The following is a 19,962-nucleotide window of genomic DNA, read 5'->3' on the forward strand; positions in this document are numbered from 1 at the left end:
ACAGATTTAAAAATTAAAAAATCTCAAGCAAATAGTTTCTATTTGCTTGAGATTCGTTGAAAATAAAACAAACCACTTATTTAATTTTCAACTTATAGGTAATTTATTCTGCACCGTCAATACGAGCTCTTGCAACAGCAAATCCACCTACGGTTTCTCCAAGCAATAATCCTTGCTCACAATCACTACGATAGTGAATGGCTCCAAACAAACGAGAGTTAGAGGCATCTTTGGCCAAGGCTTTAAATTCAGTTGCTTTAGCAGGAATGATATGAGATAATACTGTCGCCGCCGCTCCACTAAAAGTAGAGTGACCCGATACATAAGCAGGGAAATTAGGAATACCTGTCAAGGTTTTGATGGAGGTATCCATTTGTGTTGGTCTTGGATTAAAATAATAGTATTTGGTATTCCAACAACTAATAGCGGCATCCATCAAAGTAAGATTCAATAGCGCCATATTTCTTGCCCAACGCACTTCACTATAATTTTGTGGTACAAAGGCATCTGCTGCAATAGCATTCCAATGTCCTGGCGGTGTATAGGTTCCTACTCCATCAGCCCAAAAGGTTACAATTTCCATTTCTTTTCGAGTGGCATTTTGGCTAAACTTTTTTACCTCGGCTAACTCGTTAGCAAATTGAACTGATTTTGTTGATGGTGGTGGAACAGGACGGCTTGCTAATATATCTGAAGGCGACATTAAGAACGAACGAACATTTCCAAACAAAGGTAACATTGGCGGTCTAGCTGGTAAGTCCAAAGACAACCATGGTGTTTCTCCTGTAGCGCTTGTTTGGGTTTGTAATTGGGTCCAAAGGGTTTGATTCCCAACGGCAGCTCCCATTCCGTCACCAGCGGCTCTTGTGATGTATTTAGCGGCAATTTTTCTACCTAAAATAATTCCAGTATCAATGTCACTACGCACGTTAGCTCCACTAATAATTCGGTATAATTTTTCCTCCTCGGCTTTGCCATTGATATAAGCAATTTCTGTTGGGAACAATAATTTCAATAACTCCACAGTAACTCCTGCTAATACGCCATCTTCAGAAGGGTAAGAAGGCAAGCTGCTCTTTGGAATTAACACATTCAAAGTATTGTCTGCTACATACGGAGCTACTCTATTGTATAATTTTTTATAATGCCAAGTGGCTACTAAAGCATCATATTGCGCTGCACTCACATAGGCATAGGCACGTGCCGCATATGGGGGATTTGAAAAAGGGAATGGAGTACTTGCAAAAGGATTGGCTGAAGATGGGGTTGGGTAGGTACCATCAGCATTTTGGTAAGGAGGTAAATTGTGCTTAGCCACTAAGGTGCGCATGATTTCGTTCCAACGCAATACACTTCCTGCGCTCCAGTATTTTATAATTGCTTTTTGTTCGGCAGTAATATTGGCTTGATAGCTTTTAATTTCGTTTATTTCTCTAGTAAATGCCGCATTAGAAGTCGCTACGGGAGCCTCCAAACTAAATTCATCTGGAGCGCTCAGTAAAATTGGTCGCCATGTTCCCGCTAGATCATCATTTTTAGTAGGAATTAGCATTGGATAATTTTCAGAACGATCATAAATTTCACTGCTACAAGAAAAAAGTGAGGCTAATGAAACAAGGGCAAAAAGAGTGATAACTATATTTTTCATGTTATTTTTTGTTGAAGTTGATAATATAAAAGAATCCCGCATACACTGCATTGGTTTGTCCTATATTGCGTCCGTCCAATACACGATTGAATCCGCTCACAAGAGAAAGCTCTGGTTTTTTTGGAAAAGTATATTTGGTGTGCACACCCACTTTAACAGCATTCATTGCATTGCTTGGGAAGGGCATATTGTTTTTGGTAATATCAAATCCAACTTGAGTTACTTGATTGTCAACAAATGCTTCGGCAATCAAACGACTAGAACGGTAACCCATTCTGAAATTGACATTGATAACATCGGGCATAGCAACTTCGTTAGAGTGAATCATTTCAGTGGTAAAGTAAGCGTTTCGGTCTATTGTAATTTTAGCTCTTTTCATGTACGCACCCGAAAGCGTAGTGAAAAAGTTGCCTCTTTGATAGTCTCCCATCAAACGAAAAGTTCCTGTTTTACTTTGTAATCCAATACTTAATGGTAAAAAGTCAGCGACATAGTTGGTTGTCGGAACCGAAATACCTGCAATCGTATATAACGAATAGGTCGCTCCACCAATCGTTTTTTCAATGGGCATATATTTTATAGTGGCAGAGAAATCTTGCAATCCGTTTTGGCCCTTCAATGTTCCCGCAGAAGCTTTGGTAGCAATATAAGGCAAACTCACAATTACGTTCAATTTGTCAGAAACACCATAGTTAGCATTGATACTGATATTGTTGTTTGAAACGGTTCCTAAATTTTGATTGTTTCTTTTAAAGGTGCCTTCCCAATAGTTATCCCAAGAACTGTATTGATAAACGGCACCCGTACAAAGTTGTTTTTTGCTCATCATAATACCGTCAATTTCGGTTTGAGCATTGGCTAATAATGTGCCTAAAAGAAGACAGCAGAAGTAAATTTGTTTCATTTGTTAGTATAGTTTAATTGTAGAATTTATTAGTTATAAATGGGTAACACTCATTTTCATATTCTTGTACATGGTAAAACGATAGGTATAACCAAGATTGATTGAGTAGTCTGCAAAAGCAGCATCACCTTGTACATGAACGTAGTTTGCCGGATTAGCAATTCGAGCATTTTGGATTTTTTGATCTGCAATATCTGCAGCACTTTGAATTCTGTTTCTTACAATATTGTATGGAACAAATAATGTAATGCCGTGTTTTCCTTTTCGGTAAGAAATTCCAGATTCAACAGCAATAACATAGCCCGGTCTTCTATAGGCTACTTGACCTCCAATGGCATCATATGCGGGAATACCTTCAATTCGTCCCGCTAAAGAAACACTAAGATTATTTTTTTTGTCTACTGTAGTCATCACTCCTGCTCTACCAAAATATTGATCTGGACTTGCATAAAGATTGTAACCATCCAAACCTAGTTTAGCAGCCGATTTAAAGGTTCCGTTCGATTCTCTAGGGTTAAATAAATAGTAACCATTGGCAAATCCATACCATTTTCCAATTAATTTTCGGAATCCTTGAAATTCCAAAGAAACTCCAATACCACCGTCTCCTGGTTGAATAGCTTGATCCATTACAACATTTTGAATGGTTCCATTGGCTTGTGGCGCATCGTCTGTTTCGTCATGACTTCCTGTATTTAATTTAACTCCAAGTCCCACCATGATATTTCCTTTTTCGGCTTTTTTTGGATCAAAAATCCAATAATTAGCGCTCAATCTGACATCTGCAAGACCTTGTGCATACACACTATATCTAAATATTTTAGCGGTTGGGCTAGTTTGTTTTAATACTTGTGATCTTTCATTATTTACATAAGGTATAGTGGCATTCAATTGTAAGCGATCAGAAGCACCATACGAAATTGAAAAGTCAGCAGCATGAGAATAGATATTTACAGCATTTCCTAGTTCTTTACCATTGGCATCAAATCCACCTCCCGTTGTCTGACGTTGCGGTTGTTCTTCGGTTCCAACAAAATGTCTCCAAGAATGAAAATAACGATAGTTAGCACCAACTTGAAATTCTCCTTTTTGTAAATTATAGGAATTGGTAGAACATAGGCTAAGTCCACCCATTTGTCGAACGGCAACACAGCCTTGAGCAGTAGTTTCTTGTGTAAAAATAACAGTTAAAATTATAGTAACTAGAATAAATATGCGGTTTATGAAGGTATAGTTTTTCATTGTTTAGTGTAATAGTTTTTTTCAATTAGTTGTATTTCTTCTGGTATGAAGAAAATAAAAAAGGAATGAATCAATCCTAAATAAGATTTGATCTATTGCTTTTGTTTTTTGGACAAAACCAAAAAATAATGTAATAATTAGATATAGAAATAAAAAGGGAGAATGATCCTGTTAAATAGGACATTCGAAGTATTTCACAATAACTTACGAATCAATTTTTAATAATGATTACCAAACGATTAGTATCAAAATTATAAGGATGGCATGAGTTCAAATGACAAATGCACCATTGTTTAAAACGAAGGTTTTGGAAATAGAGGATTAAATAAAATCCGGAGGGGAATAGGGTAAAGAAATATGGCCTGGATTCGTAAATTCAGTACCATAAGTAACAAAATGCTCAGATGAAGCCACGGCTTGAGTTGGCATAGGAATGCCTACTTCAGGATTATCAATATAATCTTTGATAAACGATTTCAATAGTTTTTTTACAGGAGAATCTTTGGAAGATTCGGTATTGAATAATTGATTTTGAACAAGATCATTCAAATCTTTACTCACGGTATTTTCATCAGTGTTAGGCAAATAATACAAGCTCAACACGTTATTTTTAATTTGCTTTTTAAAGATGTGGTAGCTTTTGTTATTAATGATCACATCTTCGTTTACATCTTCAAATTCGGTATCCTCAGCAAAAGAATACAAAGAAGCATTCAAACGCAAAACTCGGAAATCAGTACGGCTTGTGTTTTCCATACGCGCTACCCATGCTTGCTGTTCTTTGTAAGCAAACATTACATAATAACCTATCATGTTATAGAACAAGGTTACTACTAAAAAAAGGGTGGCTATTCTTTTCATTGGCAACGAAAATAGAAAACAATTCCATCATCAGCTTTGGTAAATTAAGTATTTTAACATTTTTTTAACAAAAGTTTATCTTTTGGTAAAACGAAAACAATTTCGATTTTTCAAGCATTCAAAAGACCAAAAATTTGCCTTATTTTTGTGGGGTATGAAAAAATTACCAGAAACCCTTTCCAACAAATTATCTGTTCGATTGCAAAATAATGCGCTACGACAGTTGCCAAAACCAACTGACTTAGTTGATTTTGCTTCGAATGATTATTTGGGTTTTTCCAGTTCTGCTACAATTTTTGAAAATACGCATCAGTATTTAGTTGCCAATGATCAACTTCAAAATGGCGCAACAGGTTCGCGATTACTTTCGGGAAATCATTCCGTTTATCAAGCTGCCGAAGATTATATTGCTCCATTTCATCAAGCTGCTGCAGCATTGATTTTCAATTCAGGTTACGATGCTAATGTAGGATTTTTCAGCGCAGTTCCTCAAAAAGGCGATTTGATTTTGTATGACGAATTGTGTCATGCCTCCATTCGGGACGGAATCCAATTGTCCAATGCTAAGGCCTATAAATTCCAACATAATGATTTGGAAGATGTAGAACGATTACTAGTTCGACATCCAAATACCACTATTTATATTGTAACCGAATCGGTTTTTTCCATGGATGGCGACACGCCAAATTTGGAAGAATTAGTTCAATTGGCTGAAAAGCATCAGGCCTTTGTCGTAGTTGATGAGGCGCATGCTTTGGGTGTTTTAGGTGAAAAAGGCGAAGGCTTGGTACAAAGTGTACAACTTCAGGAAACTGTTTTTGCACGAATCATGACCTTTGGCAAAGGCTTAGGTTGCCATGGTGCGGCCATTTTAGGAAGCGAAGAATTAAAAAGTTATTTGGTCAATTTTGCCCGAAGTTTTATTTATACTACAGGTTTATCGCCGCATTCGGTTGCCACTATTTTAACAGCCTATAATCATTTAGAAATAGCAAGTGAGGTCCAACAAAAATTAAAAAATAATATCGCTCATTTCAATCAAGAAAAGAATCGATTGAGTTTGAAACCCTTGTTTGTTCGCAGTAAATCGGCTATTCAATCGGCGATTTTGCCAGGAAATGAAAGAGTCAAAAACATTGCTAATCAACTACAAGAAAAAGGATTTGATGTGAAAGCCATACTTTCGCCAACAGTCCCTGAAGGACAAGAGCGCTTGCGTTTTTGTTTGCACAGTTTTAATTCAGAAAAAGAAATTACCGAGGTATTACAATTGTTGAGTACTTTTGTATTTGGGCACTGATAAAGCGAAAAAATATGAAATTATTTATAACAGGTATTTCGACGGATGTGGGCAAAACAATCGCCTCGGCTATTATTGTAGAAGCACTTCAAGCCGATTATTGGAAACCCATTCAAGCGGGTGATTTGAACCATTCGGATACTCATAAAGTACAATCTTTAGTATCTAATTCACAGTCGCATTTTCATTCGAATAGTTATGCGCTCCAAACTCCGGCAAGTCCGCATTTGGCTGCAGCCATAGATGGCCTTACTATAGCAATGAATCAAATTCAAGAACCGAAAACGAATAATCATTTGGTTGTTGAAGGAGCGGGAGGGATTTTGGTTCCCTTGAATGAAACCCAATCGGTAGTAGATTTGATTCAGCCCGATTACAAAGTGATTGTCGTTTCGCGTCATTATTTAGGAAGTATCAATCATACCTTATTGACTATTGAAGCCTTGAAAAATAGACAAATACAAGTTGCAGGAATTATTTTTTCTGGAGATGAAAATACAAGTTCTGAATCTATAATTTTAAGCAGAACGGCTGTTCCGTTTTTGGGCAGAATTGCTCAAGAACCCTATTTTGACACCAATGTCATTTTAGAATATGCTGAATTGTTCAGAGAAAACCTGTTGAAAATCCAATAGAAAAATTAATTTATGAGCTTAACCGAAAAAGACAGTCAGTACCTTTGGCATCCGTATACCCAGCATAAGACCGCTTCGGCTCCTATTGCCATTACCAAAGGGAAAGGGGCATTATTGTGGGATGAAAATGGGAAAGAATATATTGATGCAATTGCCTCATGGTGGGTCAATCCGTACGGTCATTCCAACACTTTTATTGCCGATGCGATTTACAAACAACTGACGACTTTAGAACACGTCCTTTTTGGCGGATTTACACACGAACCAGCGGTTAAAGTTGCTGAAAAATTACTAGCGATTTTACCCCAAAACCAACAAAAATTATTCTTTTCAGACAACGGATCGACGGCAGTTGAAATTGCCATTAAGGTTGCGTTGCAGTATTTTTTTAATAAAGGAGAAAAGCGAACTACGATTATTGCTTTTGAAAATGCCTTTCATGGAGACACCTTTGCGGCGATGGCGGCGAGTGGTATTTCTCTATTTACCGATGCGTTTCAAGGCATGTTTATCGACGTGGTACGAATTCCGGTTCCTGTTGTTGGACAAGAACAAGCCAGTTGTGATGCTTTGGCGAAAGCCCTAAAAAATCATAAATGTGCCGGATTTATTTTTGAACCTTTGGTACAAGGCGCAGCAGGAATGGTCATGTATGAACCAGTTGCTTTGGATACTTTAATTCGAATGTGTAAAGCCAATAATGTGCTTACCATAGCTGACGAAGTCATGACAGGTTTTGGAAAAACAGGAAAAACCTTTGCTTCGGATTATTTGGTGGAGCAACCCGATATGATGTGTTTGTCCAAAGCCTTAACGGGTGGCACCATTCCGATGGCGATTACGACTTTTACGCAAGATATTTTCGATGCCTTTTATGATGATGACATTAACAAAGCTTTGTTTCATGGCCATACATTTACGGCCAATCCAACCGGTTGTGCAGCCGCATTGGCGAGTATAGAATTATTGCAAACTCCGGATATGCAAGCCAATATTGAAAGAGTCAACGCTAAGCATTTGGCTTTTGAACAACGAGTGCAATCACATCCTAATGTGGTAACAACTCGAGTCCTTGGGGTTATTTTTGCTTTAGAAATCAAGACCGAATCAGCGGCAAGTTATTATGGAAATTTGCGTAATAAACTGTATAATTTTTTCATTGAAAACGGGGTGATATTACGCCCAGTAGGCAATATTGTATACATCTTGCCACCCTATGTAATTACAGATGAACAACTAGAAAAAGTGTATCAAGTGGTGGAAAGTGCTCTTGAAATAGTGTAATTTTGCCAAAAAATAATCCTTTGCCACAAACGATCTCCATAACAGCTATTGCATCTATTTCTCCTTTGGGGAATGATTCCGAAACTATTTGGAACAACTACCAAAATCCCAATCCGTGTTTTGAAAGTAGGTTATTGGATCAAAAAGAGACTTGGGTAGGTGCTTTAGACGAGAATTCACAAGCACAAGTTGCGGCTTTAAGAGCATCGGACAGTAAATACAATTCTTTAGACCCTTCGGTTTTATATGCCATGCTGGCTTCGCGACAAGCAATAGCCAAAGCGGCTTGGTCCAAAAACGATTCTTTCGGAATTAATATAGGTTCGTCTCGTGGGGCGACCGATTTATTTGAACAGCATTTTGAAGAATATCTTACCACAGGGAAAGCCCAAACCTTGGCTTCTCCCACTACCACTTTAGGAAATATTTCCTCTTGGGTAGCACACGATTTACAGACAGAAGGGCCAGAAATTTCCCATTCAATAACTTGTTCTACTGCATTACATGCAGTCTTGAACGGTGTGGCTTGGTTGCGTTCGGGAATGGCAGATAAATTTTTGGTTGGAGGAAGTGAAGCGCCTTTGACCGACTTTACGATTGCTCAAATGCGTGCGTTAAAAATTTATTCTCGAAGCGAAGAAGATTACCCGAATCGCGCTTTGGATTTGGAAAAAAAACAAAATACGTTGATTTTGGGCGAAGGTGCTGGGGTATGTTGTTTGGAAATTGGTAAAAAAGAAAACGCTTTGGCTTTCATAGAAGGCATTGGGTATGCAACCGAAATTTTAGAACACAATATTTCTATTTCTGCAGAGGCCGATTGTTTCCAAAAGTCCATGAGAATGGCGTTAGCTAATACCGACTTATCCGAGGTAGACGTAATTGTCATGCACGCGCCAGGAACAATTAAAGGCGATTTGACCGAATACAAAGCCATTGAAAAAGTTTTTGGTTCCCAACTTCCTTTATTGACGACCAACAAATGGAAAATAGGACATACTTTTGGCGCTTCAGGGATTTTGAGTTTGGAGTTGGCAATCTTAATGCTACAACACAATCAATTTGTAGGCGTTCCTTTTGCGAAAGCACAAAATGCAAAACAACCCATTCGAAAAGTATTGGTGAATGCAGTTGGTTTTGGTGGTAATGCCGTGAGTATTTTGTTAGCTATTTAATTGGGCTTCTAAATCCTTTACTTTTTCATACACCAAATTACTTTCGTAGCCTTTTCGCAATAAGAAATCACAACATTTTTTGCGTTTTTTAAGTCCGTTAGCTTCTTTGATGGAATGCCAATTTCGTTTGGCTAAAGCATTGAAATTGGTTTCGTATTCTTCAGCTGTAATTTCTTTGAGGGCCAAATTGATGTTGTAGGTGGAGATGTTTCTGAATTTCAATTCGTTAACGATTCGCACTTTACCCCAGAATTTAATTCGGTGTTTTCCACGGGCAAAACTACAAGCAAACCGACTTTCATTCAAGTAATTTTCCTGAATTAAATGCGCCAGAATTTCGTCAATTTCATTCGAATCCATTTTCATAGCACGGAGTTTTTGTTCCACTTCGTTGTGGCATCGCTCCTGGTAGGCGCAAAAATGTTCTATTTTGTGAATCGCTTCTTTAACGGAATTGACTTCGCTCATTGGGGTGTTTTTATACACGAAAAGTAAGTAATTTTTTTGGATTGCGCTATTTTGGCTTTCCCAAAACCTATTAATTGGACTATTAAATTGTATTCTTTTTTAAATTATATTTGTACTAACTAGTTGATTGTATACATTATATCATAATTTAAAGCGCCCCCCTTTATGTTATACTTTTCTCAAATCAAACCACAAGCATGGGTTGCCTGTGCGCTACTCTTCTTTCTTTCTTTTTTTGGCTATAGCCAAAAAGTCCAGGTGGATCCTAATTTTAATACGTTTGACAAAGGCCTTTCAGGTTCTGGTTTTGACAAAGAGGTAGATAAAATTATCTCATTGCCCGATGGAGGTTATATCGCCTTTGGGAGTTTTACTCAATTCAATGGGATTCCGGTTAACGGTTTTGTTAAGCTTACCGCTAAAGGAGAGTTGGACTTGAGTTTTAACACTAATCAATCTGGACCAGATAATACGGTGAAAGATGTCGTTGTGTTACCAGACAGGAAACTTCTAGTGACCGGCAATTTTGTCAAATATAATGGAGTTACGGTGAATCGTTTGATCCGGTTGAATTTTGACGGAACCTTAGATACTTCTTTTGCATTGGGCACAGGATTTAATTTTACTGTGTATTCTATAGCAGTACAGCCGGACGGCAAAATTTTGGCAGCAGGAAGTTTTAGTAAATACAATGGACTAGCTGTAAATAAAGTCATTCGTTTGTATCCAAATGGAGATTTGGATAGTAGTTTTGCCATTGGAACGAATCCTAATGACACGCCTAATTTGTTGTTGCTACAAACCGATGGGAAAGTTTTGGTAGGTGGCGATTTTACCACCTTTGACGGAAAAGCATCCAGTAAATTAATTCGATTAAATTTGAATGGATCAGTAGATAGTAGTTTTTCCATTGGAACGGGTTTTAGTAGTCCTATTTATGCCATGGCATTACAAAAGGATGGAAAAATTGTAATTGGAGGTTCATTTTCTACTTTTAACGGGCAATCCATTAAACGAATTGTGCGACTAAATACGAATGGAAGTCAAGATAGTTCGTTTATTTCTGGGACTGGTTTTAGTAATGGAACGGTACGTTCTATAGTTATTCAAACCAATGGGAAAATGCTTGTTGGCGGATCTTTTTCAGGTAATTATAATGGTACTATTGTAAAAAGAATGATTCAAATTTTACCCAATGGGAATTACGACTCCACGTTTTCAATACTACCTAATGGACAGCTCAATAGTATTAGTTTGTTTCAAGGAGGAGCGATCATTGGAGGAGATTTTAATTTGGTTTCTGAAATCCAAAAGAATCGAATGGCTAAATTGTTGTTTTGCCAAGAAGAAACAATTTGGAATGGGACTTCTTGGAGTAATGGATTGCCCACAGCAGAAAAAGCGATTGTTTTTACTGCGAATTATGACCTGCTACAAGACACTAAAGCCTGTACATGTTCGCTAAATTTAGGGGTAACTGTAAAAGTTGCAACGGGAGTCACATTGGAATTGGGGTCCAATTATTCTGGAAGCGGCAATTTGATTTTTGAGAATAGTTCTTCCTTTTATCAAACGGACGATTCCGTAGTGAATACTGGCAATATTCAATTCAAACGAAAAACTTCACCGGTCACTACTTTAGATTATACGTATTGGGCCTCACCAGTGGTAGGCCAACAATTGCAATTACTTTCTCCCAATTCACCGATGGCAACTTTTTATTCTTTTAATACCTATTTGAATAACTGGAATAATGAACAAAGTACTACTACGATGGATTTAGGTAAGGGTTATATTTTTCAAGCACCTTCCAATTTTTCAGCAACCATACCCTCTATTTTCGAAGCGGTATTTTCTGGTGTTCCCAATAATGGTTTGATTTCATTGCCAATAGAAAAATCGACGAATCCAATATTAATTGGCAATCCGTATCCATCAGCTCTAGATGCTAACGCCTTTATTTTGGAAAACCAAAAGCTGTTGCAGGGGAGTTTGTATTTTTGGACTCACAATACATCTAGTGAAAAGGGCCAGTATATGTCCGATGATTATGCGGTCTATACTCTTTTTGGTGGAGTAGGTACTGCGGCTAAAAATAACGGAATAAATAACTCCATCCCGACTGGTAAAATTGCATCAGGACAAGCTTTTTTTGCATTGGGAGCCAATGAACAAGGGTCTGTTGTATTTAAAAATGCCATGCGAATTAAAGGGAACAATAATCAATTCTTTAAAAACGAGAATTCTTTGAAAACGGCACCAACTTCTACCTTTGAAAAACACCGCATTTGGCTCAACCTATCCAATTCAAAAGGACTTTTTAAACAAACTCTGTTGGGGTATGCTTCGGGAGCAACCAATGGTCAAGATCTACTGTTTGACGGAATTTCTTTAGACAGTAATGAAGAATTGGATTTTTATAGTGTAAATGCAACATTCAAAAACAGTATTCAAGCCAGGGCCTTGCCCTTTGATGATTCGGATTTTATTCCAATTGGTTTTAGAGTCAAACAAGAAGGTAATTACACTATTAGTTTAGACGATTTGGACGGATTGTTTACGGATCAAACTATTTATGTAGAAGACCAAAAGGAAACTAAAATTCAGAACCTAAAAAAAGGCGGCTATACCTTTACTACTTCAAAAGGTACATTTGACAATCGATTGGTGTTGCGTTTTAAAAATCCAAATGAAGTTGCTGAAAAAATAACAGCTGCGGTACAAGTTGTAACATCAAATAATCAAATTCAGATCAGTACTACGAAAGATAAAATCAGTTCCGTTGCTTTGTTTTCAATCGACGGAAAACAATTGTTTCAAGCAAGGCAATTGAATACAAAAACACATTCAATTGAAGCGGCGCTTTGGAAATCGAAAGTCATTATCATTCAAATCACTTTGGAAACCGGAGAGAAAATAAGCCGTAAATTATTATTTTAAATAAAAAAGCTTCCAGTCTATTCAGACTGGAAGCTTTTTTTATGGGATTGAATTTTTATTTTCCTTTTACAGAAGCCTCTACATTTCTTTCGATTTTGTGTCCTGGACGCGACCATTTTGGTTTTTCGCCTAAAGCAACAAATTGCGAATCCTCAGCTTCTACCGTTGGCGGTTGAACCATTTTAGTAAATGGTTTTTGAGGTTGCAATCCTAATGTTTCAAACATTTTCATGTCTTCATTCACATCTGGATTTGGGGTAGTCAACAATTTATTTCCAGCAAAGATAGAATTGGCACCAGCAAAGAAACACATGGCTTGGCCTTCGCGACTCATATTGGTTCTTCCCGCTGACAAACGCACTTGCGTTTCAGGTATTACAATTCGAGTAGTGGCTACCATTCGGATCATTTCCCAAATTTCTACTGGTTCTTCGTCTTCTAAAGGCGTTCCGTCTACCGCTACTAAAGCGTTAATTGGCACTGATTCTGGTTGTGGGTTTAAAGTAGAAAGCGCTACAAGCATTCCTGCTCTGTCTTCGATGCTTTCTCCCATTCCGATGATTCCGCCACTGCAAACCGTAACATTGGTTTTACGAACATTCTCTATAGTTTGCAAACGGTCTTCAAAACCGCGAGTCGAAATCACTTCTTTATAGTATTCTTCTGATGTATCTAAATTGTGGTTGTATGCATACAAACCAGCTTCGGCTAAACGTTGTGCTTGGTTTTCGGTAATCATTCCCAAAGTACAACACACTTCCATGTCTAATTTGTTGATGGTACGTACCATTTCCAACACTTGGTCAAATTCGGGTCCGTCTTTTACATTACGCCAAGCCGCTCCCATACATACACGTGAAGATCCAGCCGATTTAGCATTCAAAGCTTGTGCTTTTACCTGGTTCACCGTCATTAAATCATTGCCTTCTACATTGGTATTGTAACGCGCTGCTTGTGGACAATACCCACAATCTTCCGAACAGCCACCAGTTTTGATAGACAATAAAGTAGAAACTTGCACCACGTTTGGATCGTGATTTTCTCTATGAATAGTCGCTGCATCATACAATAAGTCCATTAAAGGTCTATTGTAAATAGCGATAATCTCTTCTTTTGTCCAATCGTGTTTAGTAATGCTCATCGGTATAATTTTAAAGGTCAAAAGTAATCAAATAGTTTCAAACAGACAATGGCGTCTATTCAAAAGAAAAGCTACTTATTTTCTAAATTTTGGAGGTAATTTCTTGAAAAATTTCGGTCTTCTTCCAATTGCTTGGTAAGCAATTCTATCGACTCAAATTTCTTTTCTGAACGAATGCGTTGTAAAATAGCAACCTGGATTTTGCGATTGTAAATATCGGCCTCAAAATCAAAAAAGTGGACTTCAATAGTTTTCTGTTTTCCTTGAACCGTTGGGTTGAACCCAATATTCATCATGCCGTAAATAGTCTTGCAGTCTATTTCAGCTTGTACAACATAAACGCCATTTTGAGGCACTAATTTGTAGTCTTCTTCTAATGAAATGTTGGCTGTTGGGAAACCAATCGTTCTCCCTAATTGTTTTCCTTTGACTACAGTACCACTTAAAAAATAACTGTACCCCAAGTATTCATTGGCCAATTGAATATCTCCTTCTTCAAGAGCAGTTCTGATTTTGGTAGAGCTAATGGATATTTCGTCAATTTCTTGGGCTGAAATTTGCTCTACTTCAAAACCATATTGCGCGCCAAAACTAATCAAATCATCAATATTGGCCGTTCTGTTTTTTCCAAAACGGTGGTCGTAACCAATGATAATTTTTTGGACACGAAGATGGTCTACTAAAATCGTTGAAACAAATGCTTCTGCATTTAATTCAGCAAATTTTTCGTCAAAAGGATGTATAATTAGATTGTCAATTCCGATTTTTTCTAACAACTCGATTTTTTCGTTGATGGTGTTCAGTAATTTCAAATCGGATTTCCCTTGCAACACCATTCTTGGATGCGGGAAAAAAGTAAGTACCGTACTTTCAAAAGTTTCATTTTGCGTGTTTTGAGTCAGCTTCTTTAGAATAGCTGCGTGACCCAAATGTACTCCGTCAAAAGTTCCAATTGTTACAATGGTTTTTTTGTCAGAGTGAAATTCGTTTATGGAATGAAAAATGTTCAAGTTGGTTTCCTAATTATTTTGGCTGCAAATTTAAGCTAATCTATTCGAAATTTCGTTTCAAAATCAATTCCTTTTGAGGTCAATGGTGTAGTATTGGTAAAAAAGAATTTCAAAACCGTATTTTTATAAATAAAATTCTAAATTTAGAATCCCCATTTTAAATCAATAACCTAATTTTGACAATCAAGAGTTGCCTGAATTTATGAAAAGACACTTACTACTAGCTCTACTTTTCTTTTCTTTTTTCCAGATACATTCCCAAAATGGATCTCCTTGGAAAAGGGTGGCAGCTAGCAGCAATTTAGCAACCACACGATGGAATGTAAATGGGATCTCAAAAAAGGAATTGCTTTTTGAATTGGATAAAGCAGTTGTTAAAAGGACTTTAGAACCTCTTCAAGAAGCCAATAACCCTTCGCAAGTAGTGATTGAAATCCCCAACACAAAAGGGGAGTTGGAAAAATATGAAATTCACGAATTTTCTAATTTTGATACGGACTTACAAACTCAATTCCCTTCTATTAGAGCCTATGTTGGTACAAGTTTATCAGACAAAACCGCTACGCTTTATTGCAGTTTTTCGCCCAAAGGAATTCAAACCATGGTATTGCGTTCCGATAAACCGACAGAATTTATAGAGAAAATTTCCGGAAATCAAGAAATTTATAGAGTATTTGATTCCAATGACAAGTCAAATGAGCTTGCTTTATATTGTGCCACGATGGACAAAGAGCTCAACAAACCGTCTGGTAAGTTGACAACTGCAGCCACTTCAAATGGGGAGTCATACAAAACCTTACGTTTGGCAGTAGCCTGTACGGCAGAATACACGACCTATTTTGGAGGAACATTTCAAGCATTAGAAGCTATAAATGCTACTTTAACCAGAGTAAACGGAATTTTTAACAAGGATTTATCATTGCACTTAAATTTAATTTCTTCCGCTACAGCTTTATTGTACACTAACCCAGCTACCGATCCTTTTTCTCCGGCAAATAGTGGAGCTAATGGCAATTGGAATGTAGAATTGCAACGGGATTTAACCGCAAAAATTGGCAATGCTAATTACGATATTGGCCATTTATTTGGAGCTTCTGGCGGAGGTGGTAATGCAGGCTGTATTGGCTGTGTGTGTCAAGATCCAGTATCATTAAATGATGTTGCCAAAGGCGGAGGATTTTCTTCACCAGCTGATGGCAAACCAGAAGGCGACACTTTTGATATTGATTTTGTAGCCCATGAAATTGGGCACCAATTGGGAGCTAATCATACTTTTTCTCATGAGACAGAAGGAACAGGAGTTAATGTGGAACCCGGAGGAGGCTCTACCATTATGAGTTATGCAGGCGTGACCGATTATAATATTCAAAGTCATTCAGATGATTATTTTGCTTATGTCAGTATTGATCAAATTCGTAAGAATCTTGCGTCTAAAAGCTGTCCTGTTAGTTCCATTATTCCCAACACAAAACACAAAGCGAATGCTGGAGAGGATTTTGTAATTCCCAAAAGCACTCCATTTGTTTTAAAAGGATCCAGTTCGAATCCAAATGGAGCAGCTTTAAGTTATTGTTGGGAACAAAATGACACGGCTACTACTAGTTTCGGAGCCAATAGTATTGCATTTCCAACTAAAAAAGACGGACCGCTTTTTAGATCGTTCCCGCCAACAAATTCTCCCAATCGTTTTATGCCGGAGCTAGCAAAAGTAGTGTCCAATAGTTTGAATTCTCAGTGGGAATCGGTTGCAGATATTGCACGAACAATGCATTTTACACTAACGGTAAGAGATAATGGTGGAATTGGTTTGGCTCAAACCGACACCGATGCTATGACAGTAACTGTTGACGCGACTAAGGGACCGTTTGAAATCACTTCCCAAAACACGAGTAATTTGTCATGGAAACCGTTAAGCCTTGAAACGATTAATTGGGCTGTCAATTCGACTGATCAATTACCAGGATCAGCCAATGTCAATATTAAGTTGTCTATTGATGGCGGACTCACTTTTCCCATATTTCTCAAAACAAATACTCCCAATGACGGTTCAGAACGTATTTTTGTTCCCAATGGTATTTTGGGGAAAAACTGTCGCATTTTAATTGAACCTACAAACAATATTTTTTTCGCAATTAATAAAGAGCCTTTTGCTATTGGGTATAGTATTGAATCTAGTTGTACTACCTATGCCTTTGAAACGCCTATTGTCATTCCTGAATCGGCTTCTTATACAGCCAAAACGATAACGGTACCTACTACTTCTGGTGCAGTTTCGGATGTGAATGTGGATTTGAGTTTTACCCATCAATATTTGTCAGATGTTCAAATAGAATTGGTTAACCCACAAGGGAAAACGGTGAAGTTATTTGAAAATGGTTGTAGCGACACCAATGGAAGTTTGGTTTTAAAATATGATGATTTAGGAGGTACAATAATTTGTGGGAAACAAACAATGCAAACTGTAGCCCCATTTGAACCCTTGTATCAATTTAACGAACGGAATCCTTCTGGGACTTGGACTTTACGAGTTAGGGATGCAATAGCTGGTGATACCGGTACCATTAATTCGGCTACAATTTCCATTTGTACCAAATCGTTTACTCCAATGGCACTTAGTCCGATTGATTTAACCAAAGTGATGGTCTATCCAAATCCTAATCAAGGCGATTTTGTAGTATTATTTTCTAGCCAATTTAATTCTGGAGTTACTATTATAATCCACGATCTATTGGGCAAAAAAATATATGAAAAAGGATTTCCTAGTGCCCAGTTGTTTAATGAAGCCATTCATTTGGAATCGGTTCAAGCGGGAATGTATTTGTTGACCGTAATCGATGGTTCAACTACCACCGTTAAAAAAATAATAATTAATTAAGAAAAGTCTGCAATTTTATTTGCCGTTAAAAGTGGTCATGGTATTTTCTAATCCAGCAGTTCCAAACGATTTGATAATTTCCGATGCTAATTCCAAACGTTCGGGTAGTTTTGATTTTTCTTCTTCGTCCCAATCTCCCAATACATAATCGACTTGTTGTCCTTTTTTGAATTGGTCACTAATACCAAAACGGAAACGGGTATAGTTTTGGGTATTTAAAATCAAATTAATATTCTTTAGTCCGTTATGTCCGCCATCACTTCCTTTCGGTTTGATGCGAATAGTACCAAAACTCAAATTCAAATCATCGGTGATTACTAATATATTTTCCAAAGGAATATTTTCTTTGTCCATCCAAAATTTTACCGCTTTCCCACTTAAATTCATATAGGTATTCGGTTTGAGCAAAAAGAAAGTACGGCCTTTAAATTTGTATTCAGCAAGAGCACCCAATTTTACGGTTTCAAAAGCGAGGCTTTCTTTTTTGGCTAAAAAATCCAAAACTTTAAATCCAATATTGTGACGGGTATTGACATATTCGGCTCCAATGTTGCCTAGTCCTACAATCAAAAATTTATTACTCACGCTTTTCATATTGTTTTTTTGGTGTTCGTGAACCTCCGGTGTATCACTTGCTGTTTTATGTGATGCAAATAATTGAGTTATCCATTGTATCATGTTGCAAAAATAAACTTATTTAAAAGAATACTCCAAAAAAAAAGCACCAGTTGAAGAACTGATGCTTTTTCGTATGATTGAAAAAAATTTATTTTTTTCCTTTTGGTGCTTTTGCCGCTTTTGCCGCTTCTTGAGCCGCTTTCATAGCTGCACGAGAAATTCTTACTTGACAAACCACCGTGTTGTCTGGGTGCATTAATTTGTATTTGTCAGAAACTAATTTCGTAACATACAATTTGTTACCCATTTCAAGTGGAGTGATGTCTGCTTCAACAAAATCTGGAAGATTTGATGGCAACGCTTTCACTTTTAATTTACGAGTGTTCAAACGTAGAACACCTCCTGCAAGTACACCTTTAGAAGTACCAACAATTTTCACAGGAACTTCCATAGTAATTTCTTTGTTGTCAAATAACTGGAAGAAGTCAATGTGTAAAATTTTGTCACTTACTGGGTGAACTTGAATGTCTTGCAAAATAGCATTGTATGATTTTCCATTACCCAAATCAATCACAACTGTGTGTGCGTTTGGAGTGTAAATCAAGTTTTTGAATGCTTTTTCTTCTGCTGAGAAATGTACTGCTTGATCTCCTCCGTATAACACGCAAGGAACCGCTCCAGCATTACGTAAGGCTTTAGTAGCAACTTTGCCCACGCTTTCTCTTTCTGATCCTTTAATTGTAATCGATTTCATTGTAAAAAAAATATAGTTATTAAAAATATTACATAATAAACTTTCCACTAATGGAATTGTTGTGGTGCACCATGTGCATTACTTCTGCGAAAAGAGGTGCACAACTCAACACTCTAATCTTGTCCGATTTTTTCTTCAACGGAATAGAATCGGTAACTATTAATTCACTCAATTTTGAGTTTTCAATTTTTTCGTAAGCTTCACCAGATAAGATAGGGTGGGTACAAATAGCTCTTACGCTCAGGGCACCTTTTTCTATCATTAAATCGGCTGCTTTTGCCAATGTTCCTCCAGTATCGATCATATCATCTACTAGGATTACATTTTTTCCTTTCACCTCACCAATCAACTCCATAGTGTCAATTACATTGGCCACTTTTCTTTGTTTGTAACAAACTACCACGTCTGATTCTAAAAATTTAGAATAGGCATAGGCTCTTTTTGAACCTCCCATATCTGGAGATGCAATAGTTAAATTTTCTAAACCTAAACTTTTTACATAGGGTAAAAAGATGGTTGAAGCAAAAAGGTGATCTACCGGTTTTTCGAAAAAACCTTGGATTTGATCTGCGTGTAAATCCATAGTCATTACTCTAGTTGCTCCAGCGGCATCCAATAAGTTGGCTACTAATTTAGCTCCAATTGGCACCCTTGGTTTGTCTTTTCTGTCTTGTCTTGCCCAACCGAAGTAAGGAATAACAGCAGTAATATGTCTAGCTGATGCACGTTTTGCTGCATCAATCATTAATAATAATTCCATCAAGTTGTCCGCACTTGGAAAGGTCGAACATACAATAAAAACGCGTAATCCTCTAATAGACTCTTCAAAAGAAGGTTGGAATTCACCATCACTATAAGTTGAGGTAATTACTTTTCCTAGAGGAACGCCATATGCTTGCGCAATTTGTTCTGCTAGGTATACACTTTTTGAACATGCAAAAATTTTAGCTTCTGGTTCTTGGTGTGACATTCGTATCGTTTATTAGTCCGTAACGCTTGATTTAGTTGGGCTATTAATTTTTGTTAATAGCATCACTACTTTATACGCCTCGGTTGTAGTTAGTTAGTTGGCTGTGTTTTAACGAGCTGCAAATTTATAAAATTTAT

Annotated in this window: 16 protein-coding genes; 6 read left to right on the forward strand and 10 right to left on the reverse strand. The window is 37.3% G+C overall.

What is annotated here, in order from left to right:
- Positions 1–103: 103 nt before the first annotated feature.
- The 4 genes from LPC21_RS03470 to LPC21_RS03485 all read right to left on the reverse strand — a co-directional run bounded on the left by LPC21_RS03470 (position 104) and on the right by LPC21_RS03485 (position 4,655).
- On the reverse strand, positions 104–1,648 hold the full coding sequence (locus LPC21_RS03470) for a vanadium-dependent haloperoxidase (protein WP_229318117.1): 1,545 nt from the start codon (positions 1,646–1,648) through the stop codon (positions 104–106).
- Position 1,649: 1 nt separating this feature from the next.
- Positions 1,650–2,552 (reverse strand): hypothetical protein, encoded by a 903-nt coding sequence (locus tag LPC21_RS03475; protein WP_229318118.1) that lies wholly within the window; start codon positions 2,550–2,552, stop codon positions 1,650–1,652.
- Positions 2,553–2,585: 33 nt separating this feature from the next.
- Entirely contained in the window at positions 2,586–3,794 is a 1,209-nt protein-coding gene (locus tag LPC21_RS03480) for a hypothetical protein (protein WP_229318119.1), read from the reverse strand.
- Between the two features lie 321 nt (positions 3,795–4,115).
- On the reverse strand, positions 4,116–4,655 hold the full coding sequence (locus tag LPC21_RS03485; RefSeq protein WP_229318120.1) for a hypothetical protein: 540 nt from the start codon (positions 4,653–4,655) through the stop codon (positions 4,116–4,118).
- A gap of 154 nt (positions 4,656–4,809) precedes the next feature.
- Here LPC21_RS03485 and LPC21_RS03490 point away from each other — a divergent pair, with 154 nt between their 5' ends.
- The 4 genes from LPC21_RS03490 to LPC21_RS03505 are packed head-to-tail and all read left to right on the forward strand — an operon-like array spanning position 4,810 to position 9,049.
- Positions 4,810–5,955: an aminotransferase class I/II-fold pyridoxal phosphate-dependent enzyme gene (locus LPC21_RS03490; protein ID WP_229318121.1), complete on the forward strand. Its 1,146-nt coding sequence runs from the start codon at positions 4,810–4,812 to the stop codon at positions 5,953–5,955.
- Between the two features lie 14 nt (positions 5,956–5,969).
- Entirely contained in the window at positions 5,970–6,590 is a 621-nt protein-coding gene (gene bioD / locus LPC21_RS03495; protein WP_229318122.1) for a dethiobiotin synthase, read from the forward strand.
- A gap of 12 nt (positions 6,591–6,602) precedes the next feature.
- Complete coding sequence (gene bioA / locus LPC21_RS03500) at positions 6,603–7,874, forward strand: adenosylmethionine--8-amino-7-oxononanoate transaminase (RefSeq protein WP_229318123.1); 1,272 nt, start codon at positions 6,603–6,605, stop codon at positions 7,872–7,874.
- Between the two features lie 20 nt (positions 7,875–7,894).
- Complete coding sequence (locus LPC21_RS03505; RefSeq protein ID WP_229318545.1) at positions 7,895–9,049, forward strand: beta-ketoacyl synthase N-terminal-like domain-containing protein; 1,155 nt, start codon at positions 7,895–7,897, stop codon at positions 9,047–9,049.
- Here the strand turns inward: LPC21_RS03505 and LPC21_RS03510 are convergent.
- Entirely contained in the window at positions 9,038–9,517 is a 480-nt protein-coding gene (locus tag LPC21_RS03510) for a regulatory protein RecX (protein WP_229318124.1), read from the reverse strand. The two genes, LPC21_RS03505 and LPC21_RS03510, sit on opposite strands and share 12 nt — an antisense overlap.
- A gap of 165 nt (positions 9,518–9,682) precedes the next feature.
- On the opposite strand from LPC21_RS03510, the gene LPC21_RS03515 reads away from it, so the two are divergent.
- A complete protein-coding gene (locus LPC21_RS03515; RefSeq protein WP_229318125.1) occupies positions 9,683–12,457 on the forward strand; it encodes a WD40 repeat domain-containing protein in 2,775 nt (924 codons plus the stop codon).
- Positions 12,458–12,512: 55 nt separating this feature from the next.
- Here LPC21_RS03515 and bioB read toward each other — a convergent pair whose 3' ends face one another.
- Entirely contained in the window at positions 12,513–13,598 is a 1,086-nt protein-coding gene (gene bioB / locus LPC21_RS03520) for a biotin synthase BioB (protein ID WP_229318126.1), read from the reverse strand.
- 71 nt (positions 13,599–13,669) lie between these two features.
- Positions 13,670–14,608, reverse strand: a complete 939-nt coding sequence (locus tag LPC21_RS03525; RefSeq protein ID WP_229318127.1) for a bifunctional riboflavin kinase/FAD synthetase — start codon at positions 14,606–14,608, stop codon at positions 13,670–13,672.
- 202 nt (positions 14,609–14,810) lie between these two features.
- On the opposite strand from LPC21_RS03525, the gene LPC21_RS03530 reads away from it, so the two are divergent.
- Positions 14,811–17,483, forward strand: coding sequence for a reprolysin-like metallopeptidase (locus LPC21_RS03530; protein ID WP_229318128.1), 2,673 nt, complete (start codon positions 14,811–14,813; stop codon positions 17,481–17,483).
- A gap of 15 nt (positions 17,484–17,498) precedes the next feature.
- Here the strand turns inward: LPC21_RS03530 and pth are convergent, their stop codons facing one another.
- From pth to LPC21_RS03545, 3 genes are all read right to left on the reverse strand, one after another.
- Positions 17,499–18,161, reverse strand: a complete 663-nt coding sequence (pth, locus tag LPC21_RS03535) for an aminoacyl-tRNA hydrolase (RefSeq protein ID WP_229318129.1) — start codon at positions 18,159–18,161, stop codon at positions 17,499–17,501.
- Between the two features lie 88 nt (positions 18,162–18,249).
- Positions 18,250–18,855 (reverse strand): 50S ribosomal protein L25/general stress protein Ctc, encoded by a 606-nt coding sequence (locus tag LPC21_RS03540; protein WP_229318130.1) that lies wholly within the window; start codon positions 18,853–18,855, stop codon positions 18,250–18,252.
- A 28-nt stretch (positions 18,856–18,883) separates the two neighbouring features.
- Complete coding sequence (locus LPC21_RS03545) at positions 18,884–19,825, reverse strand: ribose-phosphate pyrophosphokinase (protein ID WP_229318131.1); 942 nt, start codon at positions 19,823–19,825, stop codon at positions 18,884–18,886.
- Positions 19,826–19,962: the final 137 nt, after the last annotated feature.

This window comes from Flavobacterium ammoniigenes (assembly GCF_020886055.1).
GTDB lineage: Bacteria > Bacteroidota > Bacteroidia > Flavobacteriales > Flavobacteriaceae > Flavobacterium > Flavobacterium ammoniigenes.